The organism is Streptomyces sp. NBC_01445 (assembly GCF_035918235.1).
Lineage (GTDB): Bacteria > Actinomycetota > Actinomycetes > Streptomycetales > Streptomycetaceae > Streptomyces.
In genome coordinates this window covers 3,760,241-3,785,852 of the sequence record NZ_CP109485.1, presented here as the reverse complement: position 1 = coordinate 3,785,852, position 25,612 = coordinate 3,760,241, and the positions used below count along the sequence as shown (strand labels likewise).

Here is a 25,612-nt window from a genome sequence, read left to right as displayed (position 1 = left end):
TCACACTAACGCTCCTGGTTGTAGGTGCTGTCAGGACCACTGTGCTGATTCGTGGCCTGGCCGTTCGTGTCACTTCCTGCTTCGCGTCCCCGCTGCACGCCACGGCGCAGGTTGCTCAGCCTGCCCCTGACGTCCTCAGGCGCGCGGGAGACCTGGGGGCCGCCCTGCGGGGTCGATTCCGCCGTGCCCTCGACCAGGTTGGCCTTGGGCACCCGGCGCGGCAGACCGGAGGAGGTGACTCCGCCCGCCTTGGGCTTCCGGAGCTGCTCCGCACGGACCCAGCGCTCGTCGTTGGACGAACGCCAGTCGTCGGGGCCGCTGCCGTCGCCGCTGCCGTTGTCCTGGGTGGTGTTGTCGCCACGGTCGGGCGCCGGCGTCGCCGCCGGGGCCTGGCGCTGCTGCCCGCCCGAACCGCGCATCGGAAGACCGGAGTCGGTGAGCGAACGCGCGGCGGACGGGGTGGGCCCGGCCGGCGCCGCGGGACTGTGCGGGTCGAAGCCTACGCGCTCCTGCTGACCGGCGTCAGCGCGCTGCGCAGATTCCGCTTGAGCGTTGTGCTCGGACCGGTAGGACTCCTGATAGCCGTCCTGCGCCTGCCAGCCGCCCTGCTGCGAGCCGCGCAGCGGCGATTCACCGAAGGCCGAGTACGTCTCCCGGACGGGTTCCGTATAAGCGTCCTGGGACGCGTAGCCGTCCTGCGGCGCGAAGAACGAGTCGTTGTAGGAGCCGTTCTGCGGCTGCTCGTCGTACGTCTGCTGGCCCTGCGCGTAGACGGACGAGGGGTCCTCGTACGTCTGCTGCGGCTGCTCGTCGTACGCGGGCTGCGCGGGAGCATAAGTGGTCTGCTGCTGCTCGTACGGGTCCTGCCCTTGCGCCGCTGTGATCTCGTCGCGGAACAGGGGGCGGTCGTCACCGGTGTGCGCCTGGGCCTCCAGGGCCGCGCGGCGCTCCTCGCGCATCAGCGAGCGGCCGACCGGGTCCAGGTCGTGCAGGTCGTCGGGGACCTCGCCGTAGCGGCTGTCGTCGAAGCCGAGCTCCGCGGCGGTGCGCAGCGGGGTCGGCTCGTACGCCGACTGCGACGGGATCATCGACGAGACGGTGAACTCGGACTCGGGGAGGTGCTCGCCGCTGCCACCGTGGGTGATGACGTCGGGCAGCATGACGAGCGACGTCGTGCCGGCCTGCTCGCCCGAGGGGCGCAGCTGGACGCGGATGCCGTGCCGGTCGGACAGGCGGCCGACCACGAACAGGCCCATGCGCTGCGAGATCGCGGCGTCCACCGTCGGCGGGTTGGCCAGCTTGTGGTTGATGTCCGCGAAGTCCTCGGCGGTGAGGCCGATGCCCTTGTCGTGGATCTCGACCATGACGCGGCCGTCGGGGAGACGGGTCGCGGTGACGCGGACCTTGGTCTGTGGCGAGGAGAACGTGGTGGCGTTCTCCAGGAGCTCGGCGAGCAGGTGCACGAGGTCGGTCACCGAACGGCCGTGGATCTCGGCCTCCGGCACACCCGACAGCTCGATGCGCTCGTACTGCTCCACCTCGGAGGAGGCGGCGCGCAGGACGTCGACCAGCGGGACCGGCTGGTCCCAGCGGCGGCCCGGCTCCTCGCCGGCGAGGACCAGGAGGTTCTCGCCGTTGCGGCGCATACGGGTCGCGAGGTGGTCCAGGCGGAAGAGGTTCTCCAGCTGGTCCGGCTCGGCCTCGTTGTTCTCCAGGTCCGTGATGAGGGTCAGCTGGCCCTCGATCAGGGACTGGTTGCGGCGCGACAGGTTGGTGAAGATCGCGTTGATGTTGCCGCGGAGCAGGGCCTGCTCCGCGGCGAGGCGGACGGCCTCGCGGTGCACCTGGTCGAAGGCGCGGGCGACCTCGCCGATCTCGTCCGTGGAGTTGATCGGGATGGGCTGCACACGGGTGTCGACACGGCCCGGGTCGGTGCGCGAGAGCTGGTCGACGAGCATCGGCAGGCGCTGCTCGGCGACGTCGAAGGCGGCGGTGCGCAGTCGGCGCATCGAGCGGCTCATCTGGCGCGCCATCATCCCGGCCAGCGCGAACGCGGCGAGCAGGGCGACCAGGACGACCGCACCGGTGACGAACGTGGACTGCTTGGCGTCGTCGGCGATGCCGGCGGCCTCGTTCACCGCCTTGTCGGCGAGGTCGGACTCGATGGTGCGGTACGCGTTGAACTTGGCGGTGTTGACCGCCCACCAGCTCTCCTTGGTGACGCCCTTCTGCGCGATGGCGAGGCGGGCGCTCGGCTGCGTGGTGGGCAGCGTCGAGATGTAGGCCACCATCTCAGTGGGGTCGCTCGGCGGCGCGACGAACGGCTGGCCCTTCGCCTTCGCTTCGGCGGCGGCCTGCTTGGCCTGCTTCTCGCCGTCGATCGCCAGCTGCTTCTTGGCGGCGTCGAGCTTGTCGACGTCGGCCTGCGTGCCGCCGCCCTTGTACTCCTCGACGGCGATGCCCTCGAGGTACGCGTAGGAGGAGAGCGCGATCTTCTGCTTGCCGAAGGTCTCGGCGGTCGGGCCCGGCTTGACCAGCAGGTGCATGCCGATGGACCGCTCCAGCGAGAGCGCGGCCTTGGAGAGCGAGATCGCGTAGACCGTGCGGCCGTAGCTCGTGATGTTTCCGGTGCCGAGGCCGAGCTCGTTGGCGAACTCCATCAGCGGGTGCTGGATCCCGACGTAGTGCTCTTCGGTCTGCACGGCGGGGAGCTTGCTCGTGTACGCGTCGGCCCGCAGCTTCTCCAGGCCGGGCTCGACCTGCCGGAACTGCGTGAGGCGGCGCTCCAGGCCTTCCTTGGCCGGCATGTTCTTCGCGGCGGCGTCGAAGGCGTCGGCGGCCTCGTTCGTCGTCTCGCGGGCCTTGACGACCGCCGGGTCGTTCTTCTTGCCCAGCAGGAGAGGAGCCGCGGAGATGTCGCGCTCCTCGATCAGGCTGTTGGCGTACGTCAGGGACGCCTGCACCAGACGCGCGGTGTTCTCCGCGTCCTCGGCCTCGTTCCAGGTGTCGATCGAGCCCTTGACCTGGAAGCCACCCATGATCAGACCCACGAGTACGGGTATGAGCAGGATCGCGTTCAGCTTGGTGGGCACGCGCCAGTTGCGCGGCGACATCCGGCCGCCGGACGGCGCCGGGGGCTCCTCGGCCCGTGGCACATGCGCGGCCGGCGCCGCTGCACGCGGCGGCGGGGTGAAGTTGCCCCGCGCCGACGACGGCTCGGGACTGTTCTTGCTTCGCCTCACTCGACCAACAACCTCTCGGCGTCGGCACCTACGCTGTGCCGCTGTCTCCAGGCCCTTACCTACTGGGCAGTTCAGCGCATTCCAGCACGTCAGGCGGTTCTCTTCCAAACACTGGGAACCGGAACCTCCGAGTGACCCATGCCCCAGATAAAACGGTCATAAAGAGCGAGCCCCGCCAAAAGGCGGGGCTCTTGTGCGCGCAGTGGAACCGGGTGTGCGCGACCTGTGTCGGCGGCACCTGAATTCTCTGTCGAAACGTTATGAACACGGAGGCCGACCGTGTCAAAGGACACAGCGGCCTCCGGGCGCACTACGACAACTGCCGTATGGATCTAGCTACTTGGTGGCCGGATTTTCGGCGGCAGAACTACTTCAGGCGGGCCATCAGCGCGTGCTCGACCAGCGTGATCAGGCCACTCTTTGCATCCGCACGGTGTCGGGCGTCCGTGGTGATGATCGGGGTGTCCGGTCCGATCTGCAGCGCCTCGCGCACCTCGTCGGGCGTGTAGGGCTGGTGACCCTCGAAGCCGTTGAGGGCGACGACGAAGGGCAGCCCGGAGTTCTCGAAGTAGTCGACGGCCGGGAAGCAGTCGGCGAGGCGGCGGGTGTCGACGAGGACGATCGCGCCGATCGCGCCGCGGACGAGGTCGTCCCACATGAACCAGAAGCGGTCCTGACCGGGTGTACCGAAGAGGTACAGGATCAGGTCCTGGTCGAGCGTGATGCGGCCGAAGTCCATTGCCACCGTGGTGGTGGTCTTGTCCCCGGTGTGGGTGAGGTCGTCGATGCCCGCGGACGCGGACGTCATGACGGCCTCGGTGCGCAGAGGGTTGATCTCCGAGACGGCGCCCACGAACGTGGTCTTGCCGACGCCGAAGCCACCTGCCACCACGATCTTCGCGGACGTGGTGGAACGGCCGCCTCCGCCGTTAGAGCTTGCGAAGTCCACTGAGCACCCTTTCGAGCAGTGTCACGTCGGGCTGGCCGCCGGCGTTCTCGTCGCCGCCGGGCTGGTGGATGGCCACCATTCCCGCTTCCGCCAGGTCCGCGACGAGGATCCGGGCCACACCGAGAGGCATCGACAGCAGGGCCGACACCTCCGCCACCGACTTGACCTCGCGGCACAGGTGGCAGATGCGCTGGTGCTCGGGGAGCAGCCCTATCAGCTGGGCCGGGTCGGCGGTCGTGCTGACGAGCGCCTCGATGGCGAGCTGGTAGCGCGGCCGTGTCCGGCCACCGGTCATCGCATAAGGACGCACCAGCGGCTGGTCGCCCTCAGGACCGTACGAGGCGTGCGGAGATACGCCGTACGGGTCGTGAGAGGCGGTGGGCGGGGTCATGGATCCTCCGGGCGGGACAGCAGGTGGTCTGCGTGCCGTCTGACGGGGCCGGTGGGGGACGGTGACGGCCTGACGGTGCGGTCGTACGTGCGTGTGGGGGAGGGCGTGACTAGTGCAGCAGGCTGCCCTGCAGTTCGGCGCGCAGATCGGGGGTGAGCACGGAACCCGCACGGTCCACGAGCAGCGCCATCTCGTAGCCGACGAGGCCGATGTCGCACTCGGGGTGCGCGAGCACCGCGAGCGACGAGCCGTCCGAGACCGACATGAGGAAGAGGAAGCCACGCTCCATCTCCACCACGGTCTGGGCCACCGTGCCGCCCTCGAAGATCCGGGACGCGCCCGCGGTCAGCGAGGTGAGGCCCGAAGCGACGGCCGCCAGCTGGTCGGCACGGTCACGCGGGAACCCCTCCGACATGGCGAGCAGCAGGCCGTCCGCGGACACGACGACGGTGTGGGAGACCCCCGGCGTGTTGTCCACGAAGTTGGTGATCAACCAGTTCAGGTTCTGTGCCGCCTGGCTCATCTGGGTCAACTAACGCTCCTGCTGGTGAGTGGGGCTGGGGAAGCTGCCGGTCTGGCCCGTACCGGCCTGGCGACCCTGCTGGATGCCCCGACGGAGATTGGTCAGCCGGCCGCGAACGTCATCAGGCGAACGCGAGACCTGCGGACCGGTTTGGTGCTGTTGCTGCTGAGCCGTACCCGCGACGAGGTTCGCACGCGGGACGCGACGCGGAAGCCCGGAGACGGTGACTCCGCCGGCCGAGGGCTGGCGGACCCGCTCGGCCTGGCGGCCGAGCTCGTCGTTGGGCGACTGGCGCCAGTTGGCGGGCGCCTGAGCCTGCTGGGGCGCCGCGGGTGCGGCGGCCGCCGGGCGGGCGGGCGCGGGGGAGGCGGCGGGCGGCTGGGGCTGCTGCTGCGGCGAGCGCTGCGGCAGGCCGCCCGGCCGGCCGTTGTTCTGCTGAGGCGCGGGCGCCTGCGGCCGGTCCTGCTGCTGCGGGGCCTGCTGGCCGTGGAACCAGTTGGTCTCAAGGGTGTCGAAGAGCGGCGTGCGGCCGTCGCCGGGTCCGGCGGGCGGCAGGTCGTCCTGCCGGCCGGGGGCCTGCGGCTGCGCCGGGAAGCCCTGGTCCTGACCGCCCTGGACGGGCGGGCGCGGCATCGAGAAGTCCGCCGCGTCCCGGGAGCCGAGCTGCGGCAGGTCACGCGCGGGACCGCCGGGGCGGCCCTGCGGCTGACCCTGGCCCTGTCCCTGCTGCGGCTGCCCGAAGCCGTCGCCGCCGGGGAACTGGCCGTCCTGGCGCGGACGCCCGCCGTTGTTCTGACCGGGGGCCGCGAACTGGCCGGTGGTGGACGGGTCCTGAGCGCCGGGGCGCTGACCGTCACCGAAGCCGGGCGCCGCGAACTGGCCGGTCTGGTGGTTCGGGTTCTGCGGCTGACCCTGCGGCTGGAGGTGGTTCGGGTTCTGCGACTGGCCCTGGTGGCCGCCGAAGACGTCGTTACGGACGAACGCCCCCGTGTCCTGACCCTGACCGTGGTCGTGCGGGGCGGGCGCGCCGGGACGGGGTCCGTCGAAGTCGGGCCGGGGGAACTCGGCCGTCGAGCCGGGGCCCTGACGGTCGTCCACCCGCGGGAACTGCGACGTGGAGTCCGGCTCCTCGTGCCCGCGCGGCGCGTCGAGCGAGGCGCGCGGCACCGGCGGCTGCGCGTCGTCGTTGCCCCAACTCGGCACGCGCGGCTGGGGGTTGCCCCCGGGCAGCTCGGCACGGGGACCGCCACGCGGCGGCAGGACCGGCCTGCGGCCCTGCTCGGGCGCCTGGTTCGTACGCTGCTGGGGCGGCACGGGACCGTTCTGGCCCGGGCCGCCCTGACCCTGGCCGGGACCGCTCTGCAGGCCCTGCGCGCCGAACACGCCGGCCGGAGCCGGACGACCCTGCTGGGGGGGCTGCTGGGACTGCGGAGACTGAGGCGCCTGCGGGCCACCGGCCTGCGGCCCGTTGCCGTCACGGCTGGGCAGCGCCGCGCGCGGACCGGAGCCCGCGACCTGCGGACGCGCCGCGCCGGGACCGGCACCGAGCCGGCCCGCACCGCCGGGACCGCCCTGCGGACCCGCACCCGCGCCGACCCCACGCCGTGCGGCGGCCACACCGGCGGCGGCCTGCGCGGCGGCGGGGCCACCGGAGGCGGCGCCGGGACCGGGCTTGCCGGGAGCCTTCTTGCCGCCCTGGGCGACGTCGACGGGCAGCATGACGAGCGCCGTCGTACCACCGGAGTCGGACGGGCGGAGCTGGATACGGATGCCGTGACGCTGCGACAGACGGCCGACCACGAACAGACCCATGCGGCGCGAGACCGACACGTCCACGGTGGGCGGCGACGCGAGCCGCTCGTTGATCGCGGCGAGGTCCTCGGGGGAGAGGCCGATACCGGTGTCGTGGATCTCGATGAGCACACGGCCGTCGGGCAGCGCGTGACCGGTGACCTTGACCTTGGTCTGCGGCGAGGAGAACGAGGTCGCGTTCTCGAGCAGCTCGGCGAGCAGGTGCACGAGGTCGTTGACGACGCGTCCGGCGACCTCGGTCGTGGGGACCGAGGCCAGCTCGATGCGCTCGTACTGCTCCACCTCGGAGGCGGCGGCGCGCAGGACGTCGACCAGCGGGACCGGGCGGGTCCAGCGGCGGCCGGGCTCCTCACCGGCGAGAACGAGGAGGTTCTCACCGTTACGGCGCATGCGGGTCGCGAGGTGGTCGAGCTTGAACAGCGAGGACAGCTGGTCGGGGTCGGCCTCGCGCGACTCCAGCTCGGAGATGAGCGAGAGCTGGCGCTGGATCAGACCCTGCGAACGGCGCGAGAGATTGGTGAACATCGCGTTGACGTTGCCTCGCAGGAGGGCCTGCTCGGCGGCCAGACGGACCGCCTCGCGGTGCACGTCGTCGAAGGCCGAGGCCACCTGGCCGATCTCGTCGCGCGAGTGCACACCGACGGACTCGACGGAGGTGTCGACGTCCTGCGGGTCCGACTCGGACAGCTGCTTGACCAGCTCGGGCAGGCGGTCCTGGGCGACCTTGGTCGCGGTGTCCTGGAGCTGGCGCAGCGAGCGGATCATGGAGCGGGCCACGACGAACGCACCGACGAGCGAGACGCCGAGGACGAGTAGGATCAGCGCACCGTTGATGATGGCCGTGCGCTCGGACTCGTTGCGCAGCTCGCGGGCCTGCTGCTCCATCTGGTTGAGCAGCGTCAGCTCGATCTTGGACATTTCCTGCAGACGCTGGCTGTCCGCGTCGACCCAGTCCTTGTAGGACCGCTTGTCCTGGTTCTTGATGCCGCCCTCCCTGTCGAGGGCGCGGCGGGCGTACTGGTCGGCGGCCTTGATCGTCGCGTTGCCCGAGTCGATGGGCTTCATCAGCTCGGTGGCGGCGACGTTTCCGTAGACGGAGCTGAAGCCCTTGAGGTCGGACTCCTGGTTCTCCAGCGCGGACTCGCCGTAGCGGCGGTCGGTCTCGGAGAGCTTGCCGAAGTCACGGTCGTTCGGGGGCAGGGCGGCCGCGATGACGGCGCGCTGCACGGACGCGTACTCCTTGGCGGAGGAGAACGACGCCAGGGCGCGCGTGCGCTTGATCATCTCGGGGTTGCTGGTCGCCTGCGCCATGTCGGTGGACAGCGACAGGAGCTGCTCGACGAGGCGGCTGTATGCGTCGATCGTCTGGGACGAGGTGCTGCGGTCCTTGAACGCGTCCTGCCGGATGCCCTTGAGGTTGTTGAGCTGGCCGGCGATCTGCGTGACGTGGTCCTGCACACCGTCGAGACCGCTGTTGCTGGCCCCGTCGGTGATCTCGTACGTGCCTTCCATGAAGGCCTTGCGCGCGCGGTCGGTCTTCTCGCGCGCTCCCTTGACGGTGTAGTCCTCGGTCGCCTTGCCGCCGTTGGCCAGCGGGCCCGCCGACTGGTCGCGCTCCTCCTGGAGCGCGGACGCGAGCTCGGTGGCCTGCTTGGTCATGTCGGTCAGCAGCTTCATGTTGTCGAGCTGCTGGATGTCGCTCATCGACTCGCCGATACGCAGCGCGCCGAGGGAGGTCGCGGCGACCACGGGGAGGGCGAGCAGCGACACCAGGCGGGTGGAGATACGCCAGTTGCGCAGCGCTATTCGCGAGCCGGGGCCGCTCGGGCTCTTCGGCTTCGCGGCGGCCTTGGGCGCGGCCGAGGAGGCAGTACTGCCCTCGACGGAGGCGGTCCGGCCCGGGTTCTGGGCGTGCTGGGGTGAGGAACTGCCTGTCATCGGGCCAGTCCCGCCGCGCGGCTCCGGCTCCGCCGCAGCGCTGCCATCCCTGTTCTTACGTCCCTGCACTAGCGTCGCAACCTCTGGACCAGGCGTCCCCCGCGTGCGCGGACGGGACGGTGTCGGCGTAGTTCGGGGGCGAGCGGACACGCCCCCTTCGGTCGTCGGTGACCGGCGCTGCTCCCCCTTCCCGCCGCGACTCGGCGCTGCGTTGCGCCCCGTGCGCGCCGGCTCGATCTCGCGGCGGTCCCGCGAATTCCAGCACAGTGCAGGATCTCCAACAAGGGCCGAGCGCCAGTGCGGGGACACTGTGACGCCGCGTGAGGGGTGTGTCACGAGATGTAGAAAGTGATCTCGTCGATAACGGACTTTTACTGACGTTCCACCTACACCCCGGGGGTGTCCCAGTCGCCATGATCGGGAGCGGAATGGTTGCTTCAGTGGCGGAATGCCCGTTTCGATACGGCGCACTTCGGGTCCGAATTGAGGCTTTCGTCCACCCTCTGGTGAGCAAACTCACATGAGGAACATCGCCTCTCCCTCGCTTTCGACGGGAATCAGATGTTTAGCCTGACGCTTTACAGGGATGGCGAATCCGACAACCGGCGCCCTGGGGGCGCCCGCACCGACAAGGTCACGAGCGACACATGAAGACTGTGAAGTCCGCGATGTTCCGCAACATCGCCAACCCGCGGCGTACGACGCTGATGCACCTCAACGACGCCGACGAGCTGCAGACGGCACCGGAACTCCCGGAGTACTCCGTCGAGCTCCCCGCGCAGACGGCCAACCCGCGCCGCGCCATCCTGATGGAAGCCCCGGTCGCGGCCTTCGCCGCGGAGTAATACGCATGATGTGACCTCGCCGTTCAATGCCTCGAGTGTTCAGTTTGAGTCTGAATGGCTTGAATGGGGATGGTCTGCTTTTGAAAAGTGCGCGGCATGGAAAGCTCTTGTGGTGAACTCTCCGTACCAGTATGATCATCTTCGCCAATTGGCAAGCACGGTCGCTAGGGTGAAGGGGTCTTTTATGCGCATTTCGCAGAAGATTGTGTCGTTGGCGGTTTCAGTGCCCGCCGTTGCGGTTGCGGTATTGGGGATGGCGCCCCAGGCGCAGGCCGACGCAGGGCAGTCCTGCCTGGACTCGGAGTCGAACTGTGGGGTGTTTTACTACAACAGTGGCCGGGAGGGGTCATTCACTGCCTTCAGAGGTAGCAGCGTGTCCAACCTCTCCGGGTACACCTTCCTGACTTCTGGTGCGGGTAAGGGAGTGGCAGTCAAGAACAACGCTGCCTCGTTCTATAATGCGAGCGACCAGATAGCCACTGTTTTCTACAGCAGCGGCTATGGTGGGGCTTGCGACACGTTCGCGAAGTTCGCCGCGACCGACCGTCTCCACTACACGTACAACGAGAACGCTTCCCTGGGTTTCGGGAAGAGCGGGGTCAACTGCTACAAGTTCAGCTGATGGGCCTTTAGTGATGCGGGCCTAAGAGCCTCACGCCGCGCAGTCGTCGGCGTGAGGCTCTTTCCGGTTCACGGCCCGGCCCTGTCCGTACTCAACGAGGAGAAGGTTTCTACATGAGACGCCGTCTGGTGGTCCCGGTCCTTGCGCTGTTGCTGCCGCTTGGCTGCTCAACCGATCGAGACGCGAAAGGCACCTCGAGTCATAGCGGCGACCGCAGTCCGGAGCCGGGAGTAAGTGCGTCGGCGCAAAAAAAGAAGGCCTCTTATACGTACAGGCTACCCATTGCGGCGTACAGCTACAGCGATTCTGAATACGCTGAGATCGAGGCGGCAGAGCAAGTTCTCACCAAGAAATGCATGAGTGCCTTCGGTCTCTCCTATCGGCCCGCTGAAGATTCCACCCCTATTTCTTCCGATCGTCGGTATGGACTGTCAGACATGGGCGAAGCGATGCGTTACGGATACCGGCTTCCGCCTCAGTCGTCAATGGAGAGCAATCCACATCTGACCGCGGACGAACGCCTTGTCCTTTACGGGGGGAGGGGCGTGAAAAAGCAGACAGGTAAACTCGAATATCGAGGCGAGACAGTACCCGAAGAAGGCTGCCTGGCTAAATCTGTTCATGAGCTGAGCGAGAAGTACGACTACCCGGCTGGAGTCGATGCGGCCAGCCGGATAGCAAGTCAGAGCTATCAGGAATCGCTGCAGTCCGCGCGGGTGAAGGTTGCATTCCGGGAATGGTCTGGCTGCATGAAGAAGAGGGGATTCAGCTATGCATCGCCCATAAAGGCCATGGGATCTCCGTCTTTCAGTAGTGGACAAGTGACGGGCGTCGAGAAAAGGACCGCCGAGGCCGACGTAGCGTGCAAGCAGCAGACCAACCTCCTCGAGTCTTGGTTCGGTGTGGAGTCGGGCATTCAGAAGGGGTTGATAAAAGAGGAATTCAAGAAACTGCAGAAGCTGGGCAGGCTGCACGAGGAAAAGGTAAAGGCCGCCAGGGGGATAACTGCCGGCTCATGAGCCACCGGTGGCTTCGGCTGGTCCGAGGCGCAGGGGCTCACCCGTGCGACTCGGCGTCCGGGCCGCGGCCTCCTGCGGAGGGTGGGGTATCGCGGCTCTTCGACCGCAGGAGCCGTTAGCCTGGGGCGTCAGACTCCAGCCAGCGGAAGTAGAGGGGCGCAAGGCACCCGTGCGCATCGCCAGATTCTCCATCGACGGCAATGTCGCCTTCGGCGCGGTCGAGGGCGACAAGCCCGACGAGCTTGTCCTCGACATCATCAAGGGCATCCCGTTCGCGGACTTCGAACTCTCCGGCACGAAGGTCCCGCTGAGCAAGGTCAGGCTTCTGCCGCCGGTGCTCCCGAACAAGGTCGTCGCCTTCGGCCGCAACTACGCGGAACACGCGAAGGAACTGGGCAACGAGGTCCCGGACGCCCCCTTCGCGTTCTTCAAGCCGTCCACCTCGGTGATCGGCCCCGGCGACCAGATCGCGTACCCCTCCTTCTCGCAGGAACTGCACTACGAGGCCGAGCTCGCCGTCGTCATCGGCCGCATGTGCCGCGAGGTCCCGCGCGAGCGCGTCAAGGACGTCATCCTCGGCTACACCTGCGCGAACGACGTCACCGCGCGTGACGTCCAGAAGCGCGAGAAGCAGTGGGCCAGGGCCAAGGGCTTCGACACCTCCTGCCCGCTCGGCCCCTGGGTGGAGACGGACCTCGACCCCAGCGACCTGACGATCCAGTGCACGGTCAACGGACAGCAGCGCCAGCTCGGCCGCACGTCCCAGATGATCCACTCGATCGAGGACCTGATCGTCAACATCTCCGAGGCCATGACGCTGCTCCCCGGCGACGTGATCCTCACGGGCACCCCGGAAGGGGTCGGCCCGCTCAACGTCGGCGACGAGGTCGCCGTCACCATCGAAGGCATCGGCACTCTCACCAACAAGGTGATCAAGCGTGGCTAACGCGAACGTCCGCGTACGTTTCTGTCCCTCTCCCACCGGCAACCCCCATGTGGGCCTGGTGCGCACGGCCCTGTTCAACTGGGCCTACGCCCGGCACAACCAGGGCGTCCTGGTCTTCCGCATCGAGGACACCGACGCGGCCCGCGACTCCGAGGAGTCGTACGAGCAGCTCCTCGACTCGATGCGCTGGCTGGGCTTCGACTGGGACGAGGGCCCCGAGGTCGGCGGCCCCCACGCGCCGTACCGCCAGTCGCAGCGCATGGACATCTACCAGGACGTCGCCGAGAAACTCCTGGCCGCCGGCCACGCCTACCGCTGCTACTGCTCCACCGAGGAGCTCGACGCCCGCCGCGACGCCGCCCGCGCCGCCGGCAAGCCCTCCGGTTACGACGGCCACTGCCGCGACCTGAGCGCCGAGCAGATCGCCGCGTACGAGGCCGAGGACCGCCGGCCCATCGTCCGCTTCCGCATGCCCGACGAGGCGATCACGTTCGAGGACCTGGTCCGCGGCGAGATCACCTACCAGCCGGAGAACGTCCCGGACTTCGGCATCGTCCGCGCGAACGGCGCCCCGCTGTACACGCTGGTCAACCCGGTCGACGACGCCCTGATGGAGATCACCCACGTCCTGCGCGGCGAGGACCTGCTCTCCTCCACGCCCCGCCAGATCGCCCTCTACAAGGCGCTCACCGAGCTCGGTATCGCGAAGCTCACCCCCGCCTTCGGCCACCTCCCGTACGTCATGGGCGAGGGCAACAAGAAGCTCTCGAAGCGCGACCCGCAGGCCTCGCTCAACCTCTACCGCGAGCGCGGCTTCCTGCCCGAGGGACTGCTCAACTACCTGTCCCTGCTCGGCTGGTCCTTCTCGGCCGACCAGGACGTCTTCTCCATCGAGGACATGGTCGCGAAGTTCGACCTCGCGGACGTCAACTCGAACCCGGCCCGCTTCGACCTCAAGAAGGCCGAGTCGATCAACGGCGACCACATCCGCATGCTGGACGTGAAGGCGTTCGCGGCGGCCTGCGAGCCGTGGCTGCGCGCCCCGTTCGCCAACTGGGCGCCCGAGGACTTCGACCAGGCGGCCTGGGAGGCCATCGCCCCCCACGCGCAGACCCGCGTGACGGTCCTGTCCGACATCACGGCCAACGTCGACTTCCTGTTCCTCAAGGAGCCGGTGGAGGACGAGGCGTCCTGGACCAAGGCCATGAAGGGCGACCCGGCCGGCCTCCTGACCACGGCCCGCGCGAAGCTCGAGGCCGCCGACTGGACGTCGGCCGACGCCCTCAAGGAGGCCGTCCTGGCCGCCGGCGAGGAGCACGGCCTCAAGCTCGGCAAGGCGCAGGCCCCGGTCCGCGTCGCCGTCACCGGCCGCACGGTCGGCCTGCCCCTCTTCGAGTCCCTGGAGATCCTGGGCAAGGACAAGACCCTGACCCGCATCGACGCAGCCCTGGCCAAGCTCACGGCCTAAGCTCGGTCACATGCCGATCCGCGCGGTCCTGTGGGACGTAGACGACACGATCTTCGACTACGCGAACGCGGACCGCGCGGGAATGCGGGAACACCTTCGGGCCGAGGGCCTGGCCGACGGATTCACCTCCGTCGGCCAGGCCCTCGCCCGTTGGCGCACCCTCACCCAGGAGCACTGGGCGCGCTTCGAGTCGGGCGAGACCGACTGGGAGGGCCAGCGCCGCGATCGTGTACGGGCCTTCGTGGGGCGCGGCGACGCCGACGGCACCATGGACGATGCCGAGGCCGACGCCTGGTTCGGGCGCTACATCGTCCACTACGAGGCCGCCTGGGCGCTGTTCCCCGACACGGTCCCTGTGCTCGACCTCCTCGCGGACCGCTACCGGCACGCGGTCCTGTCCAACTCCTCGCTCCACAACCAGGACCGCAAGCTGCGCGTCCTCGGCGTCAGGGACCGCTTCGAGGCCGTCGTCTGCGCCGCCGAACTCGGCGTGGCCAAACCGCAGGCCGCCGCCTTCCACGCCGCCTGCGAGGCCCTGGAACTGCCCCCGCACGAGGTCGCGTACGTCGGCGACCAGCCCGACACCGACGCCCGCGGCGCCGAGGAGGCAGGGCTCACCGGCATCTGGCTGGACCGCGCGCGGACCGGCGGCCGTCCCGAACTCACGCGCATCACGGCGCTCGACCAGCTCCCCGCCCTGCTGGCCCCGGATACCCGTTTTGGAGCGCCGTCCACCTTCGGGTAATGTTCTTCCTGCGCCAAGGGAAACGGGCCGAAAGGCCGGATCCGGAAGCGTAAATCAAACAGAACCCTCGCAAGGGGTTGCTTTTTGATGGCCTATGGTGTAATTGGCAGCACGACGGTTTCTGGTTCCGTTAGTCTAGGTTCGAGTCCTGGTAGGCCAGCTCGCAGAGCTTATCTGCATCGCGGATTCCAGATCCGCAAAGCCCCCGTTGTGTAGCGGCCTAGCACGCCGCCCTCTCAAGGCGGTAGCGCCGGTTCGAATCCGGTCGGGGGTACAGATCCTTCCCAGGGGGACAGTCCGGGTCGCACCCGCTGTTTTTCATGCAGGATCGCTAGGGCCCCCGTTGTGTAGCGGCCTAGCACGCCGCCCTCTCAAGGCGGTAGCGCCGGTTCGAATCCGGTCGGGGGTACTGATCGGGCCATCCAGGCCTGGATCGCATTGGGCTATGGTGTAATTGGCAACACGACGGTTTCTGGTTCCGTTGTTCTAGGTTCGAGTCCTGGTAGCCCAGCTGGATCGCGCGACAGCGCAAGATCCTTGCCCCCGTTGTGTAGCGGCCTAGCACGCCGCCCTCTCAAGGCGGTAGCGCCGGTTCGAATCCGGTCGGGGGTACAAGACAGCAAGAGGCCCTCCCCAGCAGGGGAGGGTCTCTTCGCGTTGTCCGGAGCGCGTGAGCGCAAAGGGTCTCACCAAGTCTCAACTCGGGCCGGTCGCTGCGGCGTTGAAGCGGCCGGCCCGAGGGGGAGCGGTGTGGTGGGGGAGGGTCAGCCGGTGCGGCGCAGGGCCTCGGAGAGGCGGCCCGCCGCGTCGATGACGGCCTGTGCGTGCATCCGGCCCGGGTGGCGCGTCAGGCGCTCGATCGGTCCGGAGACCGAGACCGCCGCGACGACGCGGTTCGAGGGACCGCGCACCGGCGCGGAGACGGACGCGACGCCCGGCTCCCGCTCGCCGATCGACTGGGCCCAGCCACGGCGCCGTACGCCCGACAGGGCCGTCGCCGTGAAGCGGGCGCCCTGGAGGCCGCGGTGGAGGCGCTCGGGCTCCTCCCAAGCCATCAGGATCTGCGCAGACGAGCCCGCCTTCATCGTGAGTGTGGAGCCCACGGGGACGGTGTCCCTGAGGCCCGACAGGCGCTCGGCGGCCGCGACACAGATACGCATGTCGCCCTGCCGGCGATAGAGCTGCGCGCTCTCGCCCGTCACGTCGCGTAGGTGGGTGAGCACCGGGCCCGCCGTCGCGAGCAGGCGGTCCTCGCCCGCCGCCGCGGCCAGCTCGGCCATGCGCGGGCCGAGGATGAAACGGCCCTGCATGTCACGCGCCACCATGCGGTGGTGTTCCAGTGCCACGGCGAGACGGTGAGCCGTGGGTCTTGCCAGTCCGGTCGCCGCGACCAGCCCCGCGAGGGTGGCCGGACCGGACTCCAGGGCGCTGAGAACAAGGGCCGCCTTGTCCAGAACGCCGACGCCGCTAGAGTTGTCCATGCGTCGATACTCGCGTCTCACTCTGTGAAACGCAAGTTCAATTTCCCGTGAAACTTGACACCCTGTACTTACAGCGGCCCGCAGACCAACGGGCCGGGACGTTCACGTCCGGTACGAGGGGTACGGACGTCGGCGACCACGATCTCTAGTTGGGCCGGCTCACGATGCCGGCCGGAGGGAAAGCGATGGGTAGGACACTCGCGGAGAAGGTCTGGGACGACCACGTCGTCCGGCGCGCCGAGGGCGAGCCCGACCTCCTCTTCATCGATCTGCACCTGCTGCACGAGGTGACCAGCCCGCAGGCCTTCGACGGCCTGCGCCAGACCGGTCGCCAGGTGCGGCGCCTCGACCTCACCATCGCCACCGAGGATCACAACACCCCGACCCTCGACATCGACAAGCCGATCGCGGACCCGGTCTCGCGCGCCCAGCTGGAGACGCTGCGCAAGAACTGTGCCGACTTCGGTGTGCGCCTGCACTCGCTGGGTGACGTCGAGCAGGGTGTCGTGCACGTCGTCGGCCCCCAGCTGGGCCTGACCCAGCCGGGCACCACGGTCGTCTGCGGCGACTCCCACACGTCCACGCACGGCGCGTTCGGCGCGCTGGCCTTCGGTATCGGCACCTCCCAGGTCGAGCACGTCCTGGCGACCCAGACGCTGCCGCTGGCCCGTCCCCGCACGATGGCCATCACGGTCGACGGCGAACTGCCCGAGGGCGTCACGGCCAAGGACCTGATCCTCGCGATCATCGCGAAGATCGGTACGGGCGGCGGCCAGGGCTACATCCTGGAGTACCGCGGCTCCGCCATCGAGAAGCTCTCGATGGAAGCCCGCATGACCATCTGCAACATGTCGATCGAGGCCGGTGCCCGCGCGGGCATGATCGCCCCCGACGAGATCACCTTCGCCTACCTCGAGGGCCGTGCGCACGCCCCCAAGGGCGAGGACTGGGACGCAGCGGTTGCGTACTGGAAGACGCTGAAGTCGGACGACGACGCGGAATTCGACGCCGAGGTCGTCATCGACGCCGCCGCGCTGTCGCCGTTCGTCACCTGGGGCACCAACCCCGGCCAGGGCTCGCCCCTGTCGGCGCACGTCCCCGACCCTGCTTCGTACGAGGACGCTTCGGAGCGCCACGCCGCCGAAAAGGCCCTGGAATACATGGGGTTGACCGCTGGGCAGCCGCTGCGCGACATCAAGGTCGACACCGTCTTCGTAGGTTCGTGCACCAACGGCCGCATCGAGGACCTGCGCGCCGTCGCCGAGATCGTCGGGGGTCGCCAGGTCGCCGACGGCGTACGGATGCTGGTCGTTCCCGGCTCCGCGCGGGTGGGTCTGCAGGCCGTCTCCGAGGGCCTGGACAAGGTCTTCAAGGAGGCCGGCGCCGAATGGCGGCACGCGGGCTGCTCGATGTGTCTGGGCATGAACCCCGACCAACTCGCCCCCGGCGAGCGCTCCGCGTCCACCTCGAACCGCAACTTCGAGGGCCGGCAGGGCAAGGGCGGCCGTACCCACCTGGTCTCGCCCCAGGTCGCCGCCGCCACCGCCGTGCTCGGCCACCTGGCCTCTCCGGCCGACCTGTCCGACACTGACGCCCGTACGCCCGCTGGAGTCTGATCAGCCATGGAAGCATTCACCACGCACACCGGCCGGGCCGTCCCGCTGCGCCGCAGCAACGTCGACACCGACCAGATCATCCCCGCCCACTGGCTCAAGAAGGTCACCAGGGACGGTTTTGAGGACGGGCTCTTCGAGGCCTGGCGCAAGGACCCCGAGTTCGTGCTGAACAAGGCCGAACGCGAGGGCGCCACGGTCCTGGTGGCAGGTCCCGACTTCGGCACCGGATCCTCCCGCGAGCACGCGGTGTGGGCGCTGCAGAACTACGGCTTCAAGGCCGTCATCTCCTCGCGCTTCGCCGACATCTTCCGCGGCAACTCGCTCAAGAACGGCCTGCTCACGGTGGTGCTCGACCAGAAGGTCGTGGACGCGCTGCAGGTTCTCGTGGAGAACGACCCCCAGGCCGAGATCACGGTCGACCTGGAGGCGCGTGAAGTACGGGCCGAGGGCGTCACCGCCGCCTTCGAACTCGACGAGAACGCGCGCTGGCGGCTGCTGAACGGCCTGGACGACATCAGCATCACGCTCCAGAACGAGGGCGACATCGCGGACTACGAGTCCAAGCGTCCGTCGTTCAAGCCGCAGACCGTGCAGATCTGAACTCTGCAAGGCTGATTCCGGCCATCGCAACAAGCATCTGTACCCCCAATCGTGGACGGTTGGGGGTACAGCTGTGTCCGGCCTCCGACCGCTCGCCAAGTGCCGTTGCGGAGGTCTCAACTCCCCGCGTTTTCAAGGGTGTTCGAGAGGTACGCGAGCCTCGCGACGCTCGTGCGCGCACGCCCCGCGAAGGGGCCCAGGAGCCCCGCCAGGGACGGCAGTTACCCCCTGCGGAGGCGACAACTCGCCCCAGATGGCACAATCTGTGCATGGAACACGACGGCCAACTCCAGCTCTATGCGGCGGTCGCGGACCAACTCAAGGAAGCGCACTCCAGGGTGCGCGCACTGCAAGTCCCGGAGGGCGTACGGATGGCGCTGACCCGGAAGCTGCTGGTCATTACGGCCGCGGCCAAGCACGATCTCGCCGGTGCGGCAAGGCGACTGGACCGATTCATGGTGGACCTCGACGAGGGTCGATTCCCACAAGAGGGCCACTGAAGAACTTCGAGACAGCCCGAGTCCGTTGCGGCACAAGGGTGATTAGCCCGTTTCGTGTTTGATTTGCGGTATATATCTGCCTAACGTGCGAAAAAGCCGGACCGGATACGTTCCGGCAATGTCTCCGAAGGGGAAGACGTGAACAAGGCGCAGCTCGTAGAAGCGATTGCCGACAAGGTCGGCGGCCGTCAGCAGGCCGCGGACGCCGTCGACGCGGTCCTGGACGCCATCGTCCGTGCCGTCGTCAGCGGGGACCGGGTCTCGGTCACCGGCTTCGGCTCGTTCGAGAAGGTCGACCGCCCGGCTCGCTACGCCCGTAACCCGCAGACGGGTGAGCGCGTACGGGTCAAGAAGACCTCCGTTCCGCGTTTCCGTGCCGGTCAGGGCTTCAAGGACCTCGTCGCGGGCTCGAAGAAGCTCCCGAAGAACGACGTGGCCGTGAAGAAGGCGCCCAAGGGCAGCCTGACCGGCGGTGCTTCGGCGACGGTCAAGAAGGCCGCGGCCAAGAAGGCCACGACCGCCAAGAAGGCGGCGGCCAAGAAGACCACCGCCAAGAAGGCCACGGCCAAGAAGGCGACGGCGAAGAAGACCACGGCGACGGCGAAGAAGACCACCGCCAAGAAGGCCACCGCCACGGCGAAGAAGGCCACCGCCAAGAAGGCCGCCCCGGCGAAGACCGCCGCGAAGAAGGCCACCGCGAAGAAGACGGCGCCCGCCAAGAAGGCCACGGCCAAGAAGGCGCCCGCCAAGAAGTCCACTGCGCGCAAGACGACCGCCAAGAAGACCACCGCCCGCAAGAAGTAAGGGCGACGGCCTCAAGGGCCCCTCACGCGCCGGGCCGGGCTCCCCTCGGGGAGCCCGGCCCGCGGTGTTTCACGAAAGCCCGGTTCATGCGGAAGCCCAGTTCAGAAGGGGCTCAGAGCGTCTGCAGCGTCACCAGAGTGATGCGCCGCGCCTCGCCCTCACCCTCGACCTCGATGCGGACCCGCTGCCCGGGGCGCAGCAGCCGGAGGCCGCCCGCGTCGAACGCCGGGGCGTCGAAGGACACGGGGGTGCCGTCGTCGAGCAGCACGCTGCCGGAGCGGGTGTCGGAGTCGTATGTGTACGCGGTGGCCTGCATGCAGGCAGCGTACTCAGTCCGGGATCAGCAGCCCGGCGGCCGCCCCCGCCGTGCGCGGGCCGACGCCGAGCGACAGTGCCGCCCGCAGGTCCTCGCCGGTGTCCACGTCCTGGCGAACGGAGTCGACGCCCGTCAGCGGGAGTTCCATTGCTCCCGACGCGGCATGACGGGCTCGGGACGCGGTGCCGAATGCGGGGCGCAATTCATTGCCGGGACCCGCACTGAGAAGAGTCGTCCCGATTCCCGCCGTATCGGGGAGAAATGCGCGGGGAAATAGCGCGGCCTCTGCAAGAACCCGGGACAATTCCGCCGACCGCAGAGCCGGCAGATCGGCGTTGAGCGCCGCGACGGCCGCATCCGGGCGCCGGGCCCGCGCCGCCGCCGCACCGTGCGCCAGGGCGGCGTTCAGGCCCGCTCCAGGGGTATCGGGGACGATCAGGGCACCCAGGGCGGCCAGCTCCCTCCCGGCGAGCTCGTCGTCCGTGACTACCACCACATCCCGCACCCCGGCCGAGGCGGTCGCGGCGGCCACGGTGTCCTGCGCGAACGCCAGCGCGAGTCCGGGACGCACCCCGTCCCCCGCCGTGGGCGCCAGCCTGCTCTTGGCCCGCACCAGGGGTTTCAGCGGGATCACCAGGGTCCACTGCACGTGAGGTCCGTCCCTTCGGGTCGCGCTCATTGTGGCCCGGCGCGTGAGGTGGGCATAAACGCGCGGGCGTACGGTGTTCTCGACAGACCGGCGGCCTGGGGCGACACTTGTGCGGCTGACCAGGTCCGAGAGGGCCTTCAAGGGTCCATAGAGGAAGGTGTCCGAGTGTCCCGCCGCAGAATCGGCTTCTGGTACCGCCTGGCGGCGGTCATCGCTAAACCGCCGCTCGTGGTTCTGATCAAGCGGGACTGGCGCGGAATGGAGAACATTCCGGCCGACGGCGGCTTTATCACCGCGGTGAACCACAATTCGCATCTGGACCCGTTCGCGTACGCGCACTTCCAGTACAACACCGGACGCGTTCCGCGATTCCTGGCCAAGCACGGCCTCTTCAAGAAGGGGTTCATCGGCGCCATCATGCGCGGCACCGGACAGATCCCCGTATACCGCGAGACCACGAATGCGCTCAGCGCGTTCCGTGCCGCCATCGACGCCGTCGAGCGCGGGGAGTGCGTCGCCTTCTACCCCGAGGGCACCCTCACCCGTGATCCGGACCTGTGGCCCATGGCCGCGAAGACGGGCGTCGCGCGCGTGGCACTGCAGACCAAGTGCCCCGTGATTCCCGTCGCCCAGTGGGGCGCCAACCTCGTGCTCGCGCCGTACGCGAAGAAGCCCGACCTGCTGCCGCGCAAGACGCACCACGTCCTCGCCGGACCGCCCGTCGACCTGGAGCGCTTCTACGACAAGGAGATGACCCCGGAACTCCTCAAGGAGGCCACCGAGGTCATCATGACGGCGATCACCGGACTGCTCGGTGAACTGCGCGGCGAGCAGCCCCCGCAGCGGCGTTACGACCCCCGTGAGGCGCGCATCGCGCAGCGCCGCAAGGCCGCCGGGACCAACACCCTTACGGAACAGGCCGGTTCGCCCGCCATCGAGCACGGAAGTCCTGAGGAGAGCAAGTGACCCCACCCGTCAAGGCGGCCGTCTTCGGAACCGGCTCCTGGGGTACGGCCTTCGCCATGGTGCTCGCCGACGCGGGGTGCGACGTCACCCTGTGGGCGCGCAGGCCCGAACTGGCCGAAGCGGTCAACTCCACGCGTACGAACCCCGATTACCTCCCCGGCATCGAACTCCCCGGCAACATCAGGGCGACCACCGACGCCGCCGAGGCCGCGGACGGCGCCGAGTTCACGGTGCTCGCCGTGCCCTCGCAGACGCTGCGCGCCAACCTCGCCGAGTGGACACCGCTGCTCGCGCCCGGCACGGTCCTCGTCTCCCTCATGAAGGGCGTCGAACTCGGCTCCGCCATGCGGATGAGCGAGGTCATCGAGGACGTCACCAAGGTCGGCGAGGACCGCATCGCCATCGTCACCGGCCCCAACCTCGCCCGCGAGATCGCCGCCAGGATGCCCGCCGCCGCCGTCGTCGCCTGCAGCGACGAATCGGTTGCGCAACGCCTCCAGACCGCCTGCCACACGCCGTACTTCCGGCCGTACACGAACACCGACGTGATCGGCTGCGAGCTCGGCGGTGCGGTGAAGAACGTCATCGGGCTCGCGGTCGGCATCGCCGACGGCATGGGCCTCGGCGACAACGCGAAGGGCTCGCTCATCACGCGCGGCCTCGCCGAGACCACCCGGCTCGGCCTCGCCATGGGCGCCGACCCGCTCACCTTCTCCGGGCTCGCGGGCCTCGGCGACCTCGTCGCCACCTGCTCGTCGCCCCTGTCGCGCAACCACACCTTCGGCACCAACCTGGGCAAGGGAATGACCCTCCAGGAGACCATCGAGGTCACCAAGCAGACCGCCGAGGGCGTCAAGTCCTGCGAGTCGGTGCTCGACCTGGCGCGCCGGCACGGCGTCGACATGCCGATCACCGAAACCGTCGTCGGCATCGTGCACGAGGGGAAGTCCCCGGTCGTCGCCCTGAAGGAGATGATGTCGCGCAGCGCCAAGCCCGAACGGCGCTGACGCGGGCCTCGCCGGACGCTGACTCCGCTGCTACCAGCAGGTACGCTCAACGCGATATGAGCAGCGAGAACCTTCCCCAGAGCAGCCGCCCGTCGGGCCAGAAGCCCCGTGTGGCCGTCGTCTTCGGCGGTCGCAGCTCCGAGCACGGCGTTTCCGTCGTCACCGCAGGCGCCGTACTGCGGGCCATCGACCGCACCAAGTACGACGTGCTGCCGATCGGCATCACGCGAGAGGGGCGTTGGGCGCTGACCGCCGACGATCCCGAGCGGATGGCCATCGCCGACCGCAAGGTGCCGGACGTCGCCGAGCTCGCCGAGTCCGCCGAGGGCGGGGTCGTGCTGCCCGTCGACCCGTCGAGCCGTGAGGTCGTCTACACGGAGCCCGGCTCCGTGCCCAAGGCCCTCGGCGACGTCGACGTCGTGTTCCCCGTCCTGCACGGCCCGTACGGCGAGGACGGCACCATCCAGGGCCTGCTCGACCTGTCCGGGACGCCGTACGTCGGCTGTGGCGTCCTGTCCTCGGCCGTCGGCCAGGACAAGGACTACATGAAGCGCGTGTTCACCTCGTTCGGGCTGAAGGTCGGCCCCTACCTGGTGATCCGGCCGCGCGAGTGGGAGCAGGACCGCGAAGGCGCGCGGCGCCGCGTCGCGGACTTCGTCGGCGAGCAGGGCTGGCCGCTGTTCATCAAGCCCGCGCGCGCGGGTTCGTCGATCGGCATCACCAAGGTCGACTCCTTCGAGGGCCTCGACGAGGCGATCGAGGAGGCCCGCAGCCACGACCCGAAGATCATCGTGGAGGCGGCGCTCGTCGGCCGCGAGATCGAGTGCGGAGTCCTGGAGTTCGAGGACGGGCCGCGCGCGAGCGTGCCGGCCGAGATCCCGCCGGTCCAGGCCCACGACTTCTACGACTTCGAGGCCAAGTACATCGACTCGGCGTCCGGCATCGTGCCCGCGCCGCTCACCGACGAGCAGACGGCCGAGGTGCAGCGGCTCGCGGTCGAGGCGTTCGACGCGGCGTCCTGCGAGGGCCTCGTGCGCGCCGACTTCTTCCTCACCGAGGACGGCGAGTTCGTGATCAACGAGATCAACACGCTGCCCGGCTTCACCCCGATCTCCATGTACCCGCGCATGTGGCAGGAGAGCGGCGTGAGCTACCCGGAGCTGGTGGACCGCCTCATCCAGGCGGCACTGAACCGCTCTACGGGACTGCGCTAGCCCCGTAGCGAAGCACGCGCGTCAGTCGGCGATCCCTTCGGGGATCGCCTTCTTGACGGGATCGGCGAAGTCGACCAGGGGCGAGGCCCCCTCGGCGGCCAGCTCCTTGGGCAGGGTGACCTCCACGTAGGCGACCCGCAGCGTCGTCGTGAGCACCTGTGTGCCGTCGTCGCGCTTCTCGTACGCCCAGCCCACGCCGTTCACCTTCACCGGCAGGGCCTGGGGGTCGTCCATCAGCGCGGGCCGTTCGACACCGCAGCGCAGTATGATCGCCGGATCTCCCCACCCCGCGGTCAGCTCGGACCGCGGAGAGGGGTCGTTCCTTCCGTGCCCGTCCACCGTGTCCGGAAGCCTTTTGTGCAGGTTGCGGCACAGGCCGGTGACCTTGGCGTCAGGGGTGGGAACCGCTGCGTGCGCCGAGTCGTCTGCTGAGGAGCAGCCCGAGACGGCGAGCAGCAGGGCCAGGGCGGGGAGCCCGGTGGCAAGACGGGGCCGGTGACGGAAGAAGTTCACCGGCCAAGGTTAGACGGGGGCTACAAGTGCACGACCGGGCAGGTCAGGGTGCGGGTGATGCCGTCCACTTGCTGGACCTTGGCGACCACCATGCGGCCCAGCTCATCGACTGTGTCGGCCTGCGCGCGCACGATGACGTCGTAGGGACCTGTCACGTCCTCGGCCTGGATCACCCCCGGGATCTTGCCGATCAGCTCGGCTACGGTCGACGCCTTGCCGACTTCGGTCTGAATCAGGATGTACGCCTGTACCACGGAACCTCCAGGGCGGCCACGAGGATCATGTGGGGAGAAGGGACGCCACGGTATCGCGTCGCCGCTCGCCGCGGGGAGACCCGCGGTGGCTGTGGCGTACACACTGCGACTTACGGACGGCGGGCACCGGTCAACGGGACGGTCCCGCCCACGACAATGACCGTACCGATGACAGAGACGGCTCGCGACCGCAAGCGGACCGGGGCAGAAGGGGCAGTACGCGCATGAAGGGCACCGTCGGCGAGCTGGGCGAGTTCGGGCTCATCCGAGAGCTCACCTCCCGGCTCACCACCACCCCGGCCGTACGACTCGGCCCGGGCGACGACGCGGCCGTGGTGGCCGCGCCGGACCGCAGGGTCGTCGTGAGCACGGACATCCTCCTCGAAGGGCGGCACTTCCGCCGCGACTGGTCCACGGCCTACGACGTCGGGCGCAAGGCCGCCGCGCAGAACCTCGCGGACATCGCCGCCATGGGCGCCGTCCCGACCGCGCTCCTGCTCGGCCTCGTGGTCCCCGCCGAACTCCCCGCCAGCTGGCCGAACGAGCTGATGGACGGCCTGCGCGACGAGTGCCAGGTCGCGGGCGCCGCCGTCGTCGGAGGCGATGTCGTTCGCGGTGACACCATCACCGTCGCGATCACCGCGCTCGGCGACATGCGCAACCACGAGCCGGTCACGCGCGCCGGCGCACAACCCGGCGACGTCGTCGCGGTGACCGGCTGGCTCGGCTGGTCCGCGGCCGGGCACGCGGTCCTCTCGCGCGGCTTCCGCTCGCCCCGCGCCTTCGTCGAGGCCCACCGCAGGCCCGAACCGCCGTACCACGCGGGCCCCGCGGCCGCCGGGCTCGGCGCCACCGCCATGTGCGACGTCAGCGACGGCCTCATCGCCGACCTGGGGCACATCGCGGAGGCCAGCAAGGTCCGTATCGACATCAAGTCCGGCAAGGTCGACGTGCCTTCGCAGATGAACGACATCGGGCAGGCCGTCGGTGTCGACCCCATCCAGTGGGTGCTCACCGGGGGAGAGGACCACGCGATCGTGGCCACCTTCCCGCCGGACGTGAAGCTGCCCGCCCGCTGGAAGGTGATCGGCGAGGTCCTCAACCCGTCGGCGCTGCCCCAGGTGACGGTCGACGGCGCGCCCTGGACGAACAAGGGCGGCTGGGACCACTTCGGGGACATCGAGTCCTGACG

24 protein-coding genes and 5 tRNA genes are annotated in these 25,612 nt (G+C 69.0%); 19 read left to right on the top strand and 10 right to left on the bottom strand.

The features are described 5' to 3' along the window. Positions 1-5: 5 nt before the first annotated feature. From OG574_RS17140 to OG574_RS17120, 5 genes are all read right to left on the bottom strand, one after another. Positions 6-3,242, bottom strand: a complete 3,237-nt coding sequence (locus tag OG574_RS17140; protein WP_326773950.1) for a sensor histidine kinase — start codon at positions 3,240-3,242, stop codon at positions 6-8. A gap of 367 nt (positions 3,243-3,609) precedes the next feature. Next, positions 3,610-4,191, bottom strand: coding sequence for a GTP-binding protein (locus OG574_RS17135; protein ID WP_100595019.1), 582 nt, complete (start codon positions 4,189-4,191; stop codon positions 3,610-3,612). Next, positions 4,172-4,582: a DUF742 domain-containing protein gene (locus OG574_RS17130; protein ID WP_100595020.1), complete on the bottom strand. Its 411-nt coding sequence runs from the start codon at positions 4,580-4,582 to the stop codon at positions 4,172-4,174. The genes OG574_RS17135 and OG574_RS17130 overlap by 20 nt, the downstream gene beginning before the upstream one ends. A gap of 109 nt (positions 4,583-4,691) precedes the next feature. Then, entirely contained in the window at positions 4,692-5,105 is a 414-nt protein-coding gene (locus tag OG574_RS17125) for a roadblock/LC7 domain-containing protein (protein WP_067164664.1), read from the bottom strand. 9 nt (positions 5,106-5,114) lie between these two features. Beyond that, the gene (locus OG574_RS17120; RefSeq protein ID WP_326773949.1) at positions 5,115-8,924 is read right to left on the bottom strand and encodes a nitrate- and nitrite sensing domain-containing protein; all 3,810 of its coding nucleotides are present in this window, start codon (positions 8,922-8,924) and stop codon (positions 5,115-5,117) included. Positions 8,925-9,502: 578 nt separating this feature from the next. Here OG574_RS17120 and OG574_RS17115 point away from each other — a divergent pair. From OG574_RS17115 to OG574_RS17065, 11 genes are all read left to right on the top strand, one after another. Then, on the top strand, positions 9,503-9,700 hold the full coding sequence (locus OG574_RS17115; protein WP_326773948.1) for a hypothetical protein: 198 nt from the start codon (positions 9,503-9,505) through the stop codon (positions 9,698-9,700). 184 nt (positions 9,701-9,884) lie between these two features. Then, the gene (locus OG574_RS17110) at positions 9,885-10,322 is read left to right on the top strand and encodes a peptidase inhibitor family I36 protein (protein ID WP_326773947.1); all 438 of its coding nucleotides are present in this window, start codon (positions 9,885-9,887) and stop codon (positions 10,320-10,322) included. A gap of 113 nt (positions 10,323-10,435) precedes the next feature. Next, positions 10,436-11,341, top strand: a complete 906-nt coding sequence (locus tag OG574_RS17105) for a hypothetical protein (RefSeq protein WP_326773946.1) — start codon at positions 10,436-10,438, stop codon at positions 11,339-11,341. Positions 11,342-11,510: 169 nt separating this feature from the next. After that, positions 11,511-12,287, top strand: coding sequence for a fumarylacetoacetate hydrolase family protein (locus tag OG574_RS17100; RefSeq protein ID WP_100595023.1), 777 nt, complete (start codon positions 11,511-11,513; stop codon positions 12,285-12,287). After that, positions 12,280-13,755: a glutamate--tRNA ligase gene (gltX, locus tag OG574_RS17095; protein ID WP_326773945.1), complete on the top strand. Its 1,476-nt coding sequence runs from the start codon at positions 12,280-12,282 to the stop codon at positions 13,753-13,755. Before OG574_RS17100 ends, gltX begins: the two co-directional genes overlap by 8 nt. A 10-nt stretch (positions 13,756-13,765) precedes the next feature. Next, entirely contained in the window at positions 13,766-14,500 is a 735-nt protein-coding gene (locus tag OG574_RS17090) for an HAD family hydrolase (protein WP_326773944.1), read from the top strand. 88 nt (positions 14,501-14,588) lie between these two features. Next, positions 14,589-14,660: transfer RNA gene (locus tag OG574_RS17085), tRNA-Gln, on the top strand. Positions 14,661-14,701: 41 nt separating this feature from the next. Beyond that, a tRNA-Glu gene (locus OG574_RS17080) sits at positions 14,702-14,774 on the top strand. Positions 14,775-14,836: 62 nt separating this feature from the next. Continuing rightward, positions 14,837-14,909: transfer RNA gene (locus tag OG574_RS17075), tRNA-Glu, on the top strand. 30 nt (positions 14,910-14,939) lie between these two features. Continuing rightward, a tRNA-Gln gene (locus OG574_RS17070) sits at positions 14,940-15,011 on the top strand. Positions 15,012-15,039: 28 nt separating this feature from the next. Beyond that, a tRNA-Glu gene (locus OG574_RS17065) sits at positions 15,040-15,112 on the top strand. A 152-nt stretch (positions 15,113-15,264) separates the two neighbouring features. On the opposite strand, the gene ndgR is transcribed toward OG574_RS17065, so the two are convergent. Then, entirely contained in the window at positions 15,265-15,981 is a 717-nt protein-coding gene (ndgR, locus tag OG574_RS17060; protein ID WP_100595026.1) for an IclR family transcriptional regulator NdgR, read from the bottom strand. A gap of 185 nt (positions 15,982-16,166) precedes the next feature. Here ndgR and leuC point away from each other — a divergent pair, with 185 nt between their 5' ends. The 4 genes from leuC (at position 16,167) to OG574_RS17040 (ending at position 19,501) form a co-directional block, all read left to right on the top strand. Further along, positions 16,167-17,597, top strand: a complete 1,431-nt coding sequence (leuC, locus tag OG574_RS17055) for a 3-isopropylmalate dehydratase large subunit (protein WP_326773943.1) — start codon at positions 16,167-16,169, stop codon at positions 17,595-17,597. 6 nt (positions 17,598-17,603) lie between these two features. Beyond that, positions 17,604-18,197 (top strand): 3-isopropylmalate dehydratase small subunit, encoded by a 594-nt coding sequence (gene leuD, locus OG574_RS17050; protein WP_100595028.1) that lies wholly within the window; start codon positions 17,604-17,606, stop codon positions 18,195-18,197. A gap of 269 nt (positions 18,198-18,466) precedes the next feature. After that, on the top strand, positions 18,467-18,697 hold the full coding sequence (locus OG574_RS17045) for a hypothetical protein (RefSeq protein ID WP_100595029.1): 231 nt from the start codon (positions 18,467-18,469) through the stop codon (positions 18,695-18,697). Between the two features lie 138 nt (positions 18,698-18,835). Next, positions 18,836-19,501, top strand: coding sequence for an HU family DNA-binding protein (locus tag OG574_RS17040; RefSeq protein WP_326773942.1), 666 nt, complete (start codon positions 18,836-18,838; stop codon positions 19,499-19,501). 112 nt (positions 19,502-19,613) lie between these two features. On the opposite strand, the gene OG574_RS17035 is transcribed toward OG574_RS17040, so the two are convergent. Both OG574_RS17035 and cofC read right to left on the bottom strand, forming a co-directional pair. Continuing rightward, positions 19,614-19,817 carry a hypothetical protein gene (locus OG574_RS17035; RefSeq protein ID WP_326773941.1) on the bottom strand — a complete coding sequence of 68 codons (204 nt, stop codon included), beginning with the start codon at positions 19,815-19,817 and terminating at the stop codon, positions 19,614-19,616. 13 nt (positions 19,818-19,830) lie between these two features. Then, positions 19,831-20,466, bottom strand: a complete 636-nt coding sequence (gene cofC, locus OG574_RS17030) for a 2-phospho-L-lactate guanylyltransferase (RefSeq protein WP_326773940.1) — start codon at positions 20,464-20,466, stop codon at positions 19,831-19,833. Between the two features lie 165 nt (positions 20,467-20,631). Here cofC and OG574_RS17025 point away from each other — a divergent pair, with 165 nt between their 5' ends. Genes OG574_RS17025 through OG574_RS17015 form a run of 3 tightly spaced genes read left to right on the top strand, consistent with a single transcriptional unit; the run spans position 20,632 to position 23,653 of the window. Further along, positions 20,632-21,432, top strand: coding sequence for a lysophospholipid acyltransferase family protein (locus OG574_RS17025; RefSeq protein ID WP_234374432.1), 801 nt, complete (start codon positions 20,632-20,634; stop codon positions 21,430-21,432). Next, on the top strand, positions 21,429-22,439 hold the full coding sequence (locus tag OG574_RS17020; protein WP_326773939.1) for an NAD(P)H-dependent glycerol-3-phosphate dehydrogenase: 1,011 nt from the start codon (positions 21,429-21,431) through the stop codon (positions 22,437-22,439). The genes OG574_RS17025 and OG574_RS17020 overlap by 4 nt, the downstream gene beginning before the upstream one ends. Positions 22,440-22,495: 56 nt before the next feature. Then, positions 22,496-23,653: a D-alanine--D-alanine ligase family protein gene (locus tag OG574_RS17015; RefSeq protein ID WP_326773938.1), complete on the top strand. Its 1,158-nt coding sequence runs from the start codon at positions 22,496-22,498 to the stop codon at positions 23,651-23,653. Between the two features lie 21 nt (positions 23,654-23,674). Here OG574_RS17015 and OG574_RS17010 read toward each other — a convergent pair whose 3' ends face one another. Both OG574_RS17010 and OG574_RS17005 read right to left on the bottom strand, forming a co-directional pair. Beyond that, on the bottom strand, positions 23,675-24,166 hold the full coding sequence (locus OG574_RS17010; protein ID WP_326773937.1) for a DUF3515 domain-containing protein: 492 nt from the start codon (positions 24,164-24,166) through the stop codon (positions 23,675-23,677). A 20-nt stretch (positions 24,167-24,186) separates the two neighbouring features. Beyond that, positions 24,187-24,420, bottom strand: coding sequence for an Lrp/AsnC family transcriptional regulator (locus tag OG574_RS17005; protein WP_016642988.1), 234 nt, complete (start codon positions 24,418-24,420; stop codon positions 24,187-24,189). A gap of 224 nt (positions 24,421-24,644) precedes the next feature. On the opposite strand from OG574_RS17005, the gene OG574_RS17000 reads away from it, so the two are divergent. Next, positions 24,645-25,610 carry a thiamine-phosphate kinase gene (locus OG574_RS17000; protein WP_326773936.1) on the top strand — a complete coding sequence of 322 codons (966 nt, stop codon included), beginning with the start codon at positions 24,645-24,647 and terminating at the stop codon, positions 25,608-25,610. Positions 25,611-25,612 lie beyond the last annotated feature (2 nt).

Bases quoted from the DNA above. Each gene is read 5' to 3' on its own strand.
- OG574_RS17130 (WP_100595020.1), bottom strand. From the start codon at position 4,582: ATGACCCCGCCCACCGCCTCTCACGACCCGTACGGCGTATCTCCGCAC.
- leuD (WP_100595028.1), top strand. From the start codon at position 17,604: ATGGAAGCATTCACCACGCACACCGGCCGGGCCGTCCCGCTGCGCCGC.
- OG574_RS17035 (WP_326773941.1), bottom strand. From the start codon at position 19,817: ATGCAGGCCACCGCGTACACATACGACTCCGACACCCGCTCCGGCAGC.
- OG574_RS17090 (WP_326773944.1), top strand. From the start codon at position 13,766: ATGCCGATCCGCGCGGTCCTGTGGGACGTAGACGACACGATCTTCGAC.
- leuC (WP_326773943.1), top strand. From the start codon at position 16,167: ATGGGTAGGACACTCGCGGAGAAGGTCTGGGACGACCACGTCGTCCGG.
- OG574_RS17015 (WP_326773938.1), top strand. From the start codon at position 22,496: ATGAGCAGCGAGAACCTTCCCCAGAGCAGCCGCCCGTCGGGCCAGAAG.
- OG574_RS17125 (WP_067164664.1), bottom strand. From the start codon at position 5,105: ATGAGCCAGGCGGCACAGAACCTGAACTGGTTGATCACCAACTTCGTG.
- ndgR (WP_100595026.1), bottom strand. From the start codon at position 15,981: ATGGACAACTCTAGCGGCGTCGGCGTTCTGGACAAGGCGGCCCTTGTT.
- OG574_RS17000 (WP_326773936.1), top strand. From the start codon at position 24,645: ATGAAGGGCACCGTCGGCGAGCTGGGCGAGTTCGGGCTCATCCGAGAG.
- OG574_RS17105 (WP_326773946.1), top strand. From the start codon at position 10,436: ATGAGACGCCGTCTGGTGGTCCCGGTCCTTGCGCTGTTGCTGCCGCTT.
- OG574_RS17045 (WP_100595029.1), top strand. From the start codon at position 18,467: ATGGAACACGACGGCCAACTCCAGCTCTATGCGGCGGTCGCGGACCAA.
- OG574_RS17115 (WP_326773948.1), top strand. From the start codon at position 9,503: ATGAAGACTGTGAAGTCCGCGATGTTCCGCAACATCGCCAACCCGCGG.
- OG574_RS17110 (WP_326773947.1), top strand. From the start codon at position 9,885: ATGCGCATTTCGCAGAAGATTGTGTCGTTGGCGGTTTCAGTGCCCGCC.